Origin of the sequence: Chromobacterium piscinae (genome assembly GCF_021129175.1) — a bacterium.
In the GTDB taxonomy this organism is placed as follows: Bacteria; Pseudomonadota; Gammaproteobacteria; order Burkholderiales; family Chromobacteriaceae; genus Chromobacterium; species Chromobacterium piscinae.
Map to the genome: position 1 here is coordinate 1 of NZ_JAJOHV010000119.1, position 5,714 is coordinate 5,714.

General features: G+C 69.1%; 7 protein-coding genes. 3 read left to right on the forward strand and 4 right to left on the reverse strand.

Annotated elements, in window-relative coordinates; all coding sequences use genetic code 11:
* On the reverse strand, positions 1-362 hold a 362-nt coding region (locus LQR33_RS22210), incomplete at its 3' end, for a TetR/AcrR family transcriptional regulator (RefSeq protein WP_231470460.1).
* Between the two features lie 114 nt (positions 363-476).
* Here LQR33_RS22210 and LQR33_RS22215 point away from each other — a divergent pair.
* Positions 477-1,367 (forward strand): sensor domain-containing diguanylate cyclase, encoded by an 891-nt coding sequence (locus LQR33_RS22215; protein ID WP_104945666.1) that lies wholly within the window; start codon positions 477-479, stop codon positions 1,365-1,367.
* Between the two features lie 25 nt (positions 1,368-1,392).
* On the opposite strand, the gene LQR33_RS22220 is transcribed toward LQR33_RS22215, so the two are convergent.
* Positions 1,393-2,376 (reverse strand): FUSC family protein, encoded by a 984-nt coding sequence (locus LQR33_RS22220; protein ID WP_231470462.1) that lies wholly within the window; start codon positions 2,374-2,376, stop codon positions 1,393-1,395.
* Positions 2,377-2,475: 99 nt separating this feature from the next.
* Here LQR33_RS22220 and LQR33_RS22225 point away from each other — a divergent pair, with 99 nt between their 5' ends.
* Entirely contained in the window at positions 2,476-3,180 is a 705-nt protein-coding gene (locus LQR33_RS22225) for a pseudouridine synthase (RefSeq protein WP_231470464.1), read from the forward strand.
* Positions 3,181-3,229: 49 nt separating this feature from the next.
* Here LQR33_RS22225 and LQR33_RS22230 read toward each other — a convergent pair whose 3' ends face one another.
* Positions 3,230-4,051 (reverse strand): NAD(P)H-dependent oxidoreductase, encoded by an 822-nt coding sequence (locus LQR33_RS22230; RefSeq protein ID WP_166441347.1) that lies wholly within the window; start codon positions 4,049-4,051, stop codon positions 3,230-3,232.
* Positions 4,052-4,146: 95 nt separating this feature from the next.
* Here LQR33_RS22230 and LQR33_RS22235 point away from each other — a divergent pair, with 95 nt between their 5' ends.
* Positions 4,147-5,052: a LysR family transcriptional regulator gene (locus tag LQR33_RS22235; protein ID WP_221664842.1), complete on the forward strand. Its 906-nt coding sequence runs from the start codon at positions 4,147-4,149 to the stop codon at positions 5,050-5,052.
* 64 nt (positions 5,053-5,116) lie between these two features.
* Here LQR33_RS22235 and LQR33_RS22240 read toward each other — a convergent pair.
* The coding region (locus LQR33_RS22240) for a sigma-54-dependent Fis family transcriptional regulator (RefSeq protein WP_231470466.1) at positions 5,117-5,714 on the reverse strand (598 nt) is incomplete at its 5' end.

Sequence of the window (5,714 nt, forward strand, 5' to 3'; positions counted from 1 at the left end):
CCGGCGTCCTGGCGCGCGATCTCGCCCGCCAGCGCCGCCGCCGCGCAGCCCGAGTCGGGAAAGTCGCGGTGGGCGGGGCTCAGGTAGTGGTCGGCCAGCGCGGCCAGGCATCCGCCGTCCGCGCTGTTTTCCAGCAGCGGCCGCCATTGTTCCGCCATCTGCCTCTGCGCTTCGCCGCAGGCGGCGGCCACCAGTTCGTCCTTGCCGGAAAAGTGGGCGTAGAAGCCGCCGTGGGTCAGGCCCAGGTCGGCCATCAGGTTGGCGATGCCGACGCCGGCCAGTCCTTCGGCGCGAAAGCGCAGCGCGGCCATCGCCACGATGCGCCGGCGGGTCTGGGCCTTGTGCGAATCCGGATAGCGCATGCCGTCTCCCGGCAGTTCAGATGATTCTCATAATATAAACAAGCCGGCGCGATGCCGGAGCCGGCCGGCGCTGCTATCAATAAAGCATGACGCCAATCGACGCGGGCCGCCGCCATGCCATTCCAACTCAATCTGTTCCGCCAGATAGTCGACCACGCCCATGACGCGGTGATGGTGACCGAGGTGGCGCCGCTGCAGCCGCCGGGCCCCATCATCGTTTACGTCAATCCGGCGATGTGCCGGATGAGCGGCTACGACGCCAGCGAGCTGCTGGGGCGCTCGCCGCGGGTGCTGCAGGGGCCGCTGACCGATCCCGCCGCGCTGCTGCAGCTGAGCGCCGCGCTGCGCGACGGCCGACAGACCACGGTGGAGCTGCTCAACTACCACCGCTCCGGCACGCCGTACTGGGCCCGCTTGCATCTGTTGCCGCTGTTCGACGAGAGCGGCGAGCTCAGCCATTTCGCGGCGCTGCAGCAGGATACCACCGCGCGCCATATCCGCAGCGAGGCCTTGTATCGCATCGTGGTGTCGGACGAGGCCTCCAGCCTGTTCAACCGCCAGATGTTCTTCGACGTCGGCGCCAAATGCATGCGGCTGGCCTTGCGCCAGGGCAAGCCGCTGGCAGCGGTGCTGCTGGAGGCGGACGATCTGTGCCGGCTGAACAAATCCTACGGCCAGCTGGTGGGCCAGATGCTGATGCGCATCGTCGCCCAGTCCATCGCCGCCGCGATCCGGGAAAGCGATGTCGCCGGCCGATTGTCGCCGCAGGAGTTCGGCCTGCTGCTGCCCGAAACCGGCGAGGCCGAGGCGCAGGTGGTGCTGGCGCGGATTCGTGAGCGGCTGAGCGCCGGTTTGATCGAGGCCGGCCTGCCTGATGGCGCCTACCTCGAGTTGCGGGCCGGCCTGTGCCTGGCCGGGGCGGGCGACCGGACGCCTGAGCAGGCGCTGGAGCGCGCGCGCGGGAATTTGCGGGGCGAGGATCAGCGCTCGGACGCGGGGGGATAGCCGAGCGCGGCGGCGGAAGCCGGCTTCAGCCCTTGCCGCCCGGGACGGCCGGAGCGCGCTGCCGCAGGAACCACGCCAGCGCGGCGAACAGCAGCGCGGCTACCAGAGTGTCCTCCACCCGTTCCAGCGCGCCGCTGGCCAGTTGGCCGGGCGGCAGCAGCGACAGCACCAGCGCGGTCAGCAGCGCGACGAAGACGCGGAAGCTGTGCCGCATCGCGATCAGCATCGCCATCTGCAGCAGCGCCAGCGCCAGCACATGCCACAAGGGAGGCGCGTCCAGCGCCCGCAGCGACCAGTACATGAGGCCGCTGAGCAGCGCGCCGGCCAGCGTGCCTATCGTGCGCTCGCGCGCCAGCCACAGCATCTGGTCCGGCGACGGATCGGGGATGGCGACGGCGGCGATCGGCAGCCACCACGCATGCGCGCCCCGCATCCAGCCGCCGGCCAGCCAAGCGAGGATGCCCCAGGGCAGCAGATGCCAGGCGTAGCGCCGCGCGTCGGCGGCGCAGGCAGCCGGCAGCACGCGGAACCAGTCCCGCAGCCCCAGCCGGGCCAGCGCGCCGCCGTAGCCGGCGCCGGCCAGCATCCAGGCGGCCTCCTGCCAGGGCGGCATCGCCGCCGCCGGCGTCATGTTTCCCAGCAGCAGCGCGAACAGCCAGAACTGCACGCCCTTGTGCAGGCCGCGGCGCGCGCTCAGCGCCTGCAGCGCCAAGCCCGCCGCCAGCAGGGCCAGCATGATCGCCGGCTGGCCGGCGCACAGGCGGCCGGCGAGGTAGAGTCCGGGTATCGCCAGCAGCGACAGCGGCTGCAGCCGGCGCGCCAGCATCATGCACAGCGCGCTGTAGTTGGCGGCCAGCGCGAACAGGAACACCCCGGGGCCGTGTCCGGCCAGGGTCAGCGCCGCAGCCGGCGCGAACAGCAAGACGCTGAACAGCGCCGCGCGCAGAATGCGCCGCCGCTGGTAGCGCATCCAGCCCAGGCTGTGCAGCGCGTATTTCGGGTAGGGCATGCCGGGGTCTTTCGTTCAGTCCGCTCCCGATGACTATGGCGTCATGCGCCGCCGCAGGCAAGCCGGGCAGGCGCGCGGCGCGCGTGCTACCATCCGGCCATGGAACTCTATCGACTGTTGCAACAACAAGGCTTCGGCGGCCGCAAGGAATGCCGCCAGCTGATCGAATACGGGCTGGTGGAAGTGAACGGCGAAATGGTGGACAACTACCGCGCCCAGTTCGAATTGGGCGACATCGCCAGCCTGACGGTGGACGACGAGCCGTGGCCGGTGGTGCGCGGACCGCTGTATCTCTTGCTGCACAAGCCGGCCAATTACGAAACCTCGCACAAGCCGAACTGCCACCCCAGCATCTACCGGCTGCTGCCGGACCAGTTTTCCAATCTGGACATCAGCGCGGTGGGACGCCTGGACGTGGACACCACCGGCCTGATCCTGCTGTCCAACGACGGCCAGTTCATCCACGCGCTCTCCTCGCCGAAGAAGCTGGTGCCCAAGGTCTACCGCGCCACGTTGAAGCACGAGGCGACGCCGGAGCTGATCGCCAAGCTGCAGAGCGGCGTCTACCTCAACGACGAAGCGCGCGAGTTCGCCGCGGACAGCGTCGAACAGATCGACGCCCACACTATTGTGCTGACCATCACCGAGGGCAAGTACCATCAGGTGAAGCGCATGGTGGCGGCGGCCAGCAACCGCGTCGAGGCGCTGCACCGCGAAAGCCTGGGGGCTATTGTCTTGGGCGATCTGCCGGCGGGCGAGTGGCGGCATCTGACCGCGGAGGAATTGGCGGCCTTCGGCTTCTGATTGAATCGGCAAGCCAAAAACGGCGGGGAGCATGTCTCCCCGCCGTTTTTTATTGCCCGGCGCGCTCCGCGGCTGGCGGCTGCGGGGCATGGCTGCGCGGCGCGGCCACATGCGCCCAGATGCCCTCGACGTCCGGCGCGACGTGTGCCGCCAGCTGGTGGCCATTCGGATAATCGCCGCCGTTCTGGCTGCGGAACGGAATCGGCGCTTCGTCGAACAGGCCGGCCAAGCGCTGCCGCCAGCCATCCAGCTGCCGAGCGATCTCCTCGCGGCTGAGGCGGTTGACCCCGTACACCGCGTGGAGGGGCAGCACGTCCATGCCGGGGTAGAACAGGCAGCCATGGGCCACTGGGAACAGCAGCTCCTTCAACGGCCCGTTGATGCCGCGCGGGCCGTAATCCTCTTCGCCGCCGCCGACCATCGCGGCCAGCAGCGCCCGCTTGCCCTTCAGCGCGCCGTCGCCGTAGCGCAGCCGGTTTCCTTGGCCCTGATAGCCATAGCCGAAGCCATAGGCGTACACCCGTTCGAACCAGCCTTTCAGAATGGCCGGCACGCCGTACCACCACAGCGGGAACACAAAGATCACCGCATCGGCGGCCCGCAGCTTGCGCTGCTCCTCGGCTACGTCCTGCGGCTGCGCGCCGCTGGCGTAGGCGTGGCCGGATTCTTCGATGAAGGACAGCCGCTGCGGATCGGCGCGCTGCGGGAAGTCGTCGGCGTCCAGCACCGCTTTCCAACGCATGCCGTAGAGGTCGGATTGCAACACGAGGTGGCCCTGGCGGGTCAAGGTATCGACGGCGGCGTCGACGAAGCTGCGGGTCAGCGAGGTGGACTCGGGCTGGGCGTAGACCAGCAGGATGGTGCGGCTCATGAATGGCTCCGGTGTCATCGGTTTGAGATGGCCACAGTCTGTCCAGGCATGATAAATAAGTGAAATCGATAGATTTCTCGCTAGCCATTGAACATATGGATACTAGACGCCTGGATTTGAACCTGTTGCAAACGCTGGAAGCGCTGCTGGAGGAGCGCAACGTCACCCGCGCCGCGGAGCGGCTGCACCTGAGCCAGCCCGCGGTCAGCGCCCAGCTGGCGCGGCTGCGCGATCTGTTCGGCGATCCGCTGTTGCTTCCGGCGCAGCGCGGCATGCGGCCGACCGCCAAGGCGGAGCAGTTGCTGGCGCCATTGCAGGCCTCGCTGCGGCAGGTGCGCGAAACCATGATGACGCACCAGGACTTCGATCCGGCGGCGGCCGGCATGACCTTGCAACTGGCGTGCACCGATTATGCCCAGGCGGTGGCGGCGATTCCGCTGGTCAAGCGGCTGCGCGAGACGGCGCCGGGCATCCGGGTGGCGGTGCGCAATCTGGAGACGGCCCGTCTGCAGCGGCAGATGGAAAACGGCGAGGTCGACCTGGCCTTGATCAGCCAGGAGAACGCGCCGCCAGGCCTGCTTACCCAGGCGATGTTCGAGGACCGCTATGCGTTGATCAGCCGTCCGGATCATCCTGCCTGGCGGCAAGGCGTCACGCTGGCGTCTTACCTGCAGCAGGAACATGTGGTGGTGTCGCTGGGCTGCGGCGATTTCGGCACCGCTGTGGATGTCGCCCTGGCCGAGCGGGGACTGGCGCGCCGGGTGGCGCTGTCGGTGGCGTCTTTCCTGCTGGTGCCGGAAATCGTATCCCAGACCGATTTCGTCGCATTGATGCCGGAGCGGCTGGTGTCCGCGGCGCGCGTGCCGCTGGACGTGCATCCCTGTCCGTTTCCGGTGCGTGGCTTCGATGTGGCGATGGCGTGGCATCCGCGCAATCATGGCCATCCCGGCCAGCGCTGGATACGCGAAGTGTTCGCCGCGCTGATGGCGGAAACCGGCTGAGCGGTTGGCGATTCCGCGCGCTCCCGCTGCTTTCTGTCAAACCGCAGGGGCGGGCGGCGATGCCTTACCGCGGCGTCTTGCCCAGCCGCCGGTACAAGGTGGAGCGGCTGATGCCCAGCGCCCGCGCCGCCGCGCTGGCGTTGCCGCCGCAACGGCGCAGCAGGTCGGCGATGGCGCTGTCCTCCACCGCATGGCCCTGCGCCGCCATGTCTTCGCGCAGCGCAGCCGGCAGATGCTCGACGCCCAGCGCGGCGCCGTCGTCGGCCAGCGCCAGCAGCGTGGCCAGCAGATTGGACAGCTCGCGCAGATTGCCCGGCCAGCGGTAGCCGCGGATGGCCAGCACCAGCTTCGGCTCCAGCGAAATGCCGCGCCGCGCCGCGCCCATGCCGTCCAGCATCGTTTGGGCGATGGCGGCGATGTCGCCGCGCTCGCGCAGCGGCGGCAGGCTGAGCGGGTAATGGCACAGCCGGTAGTAGAGGTCGGCGCGGAAGCCGCCATCGTCCACCCGCGCGCGCAGATCGCGGTGGGTGGCGCAGATCAGGCGGATGTCCAGCCGCTGCGCCGGCCCGCCGCCCAGCGGGGTCACTTCCCGTTCCTGCAGCGTCCTGAGCAGCCGCGCCTGCAGGCCAGGCGGCATGTCGCCGATCTCGTCCAGGAACAGC

What these genes read in the sequence shown, in the direction of transcription:
- LQR33_RS22230 (WP_166441347.1), bottom strand. Translation starts at nt 4,051, where the DNA reads ATGAGCCGCACCATCCTGCTGGTCTACGCCCAGCCCGAGTCCACCTCG.
- LQR33_RS22215 (WP_104945666.1), top strand. Translation starts at nt 477, where the DNA reads ATGCCATTCCAACTCAATCTGTTCCGCCAGATAGTCGACCACGCCCAT.
- LQR33_RS22220 (WP_231470462.1), bottom strand. Translation starts at nt 2,376, where the DNA reads ATGCCCTACCCGAAATACGCGCTGCACAGCCTGGGCTGGATGCGCTAC.
- LQR33_RS22235 (WP_221664842.1), top strand. Translation starts at nt 4,147, where the DNA reads ATGGATACTAGACGCCTGGATTTGAACCTGTTGCAAACGCTGGAAGCG.
- LQR33_RS22225 (WP_231470464.1), top strand. Translation starts at nt 2,476, where the DNA reads ATGGAACTCTATCGACTGTTGCAACAACAAGGCTTCGGCGGCCGCAAG.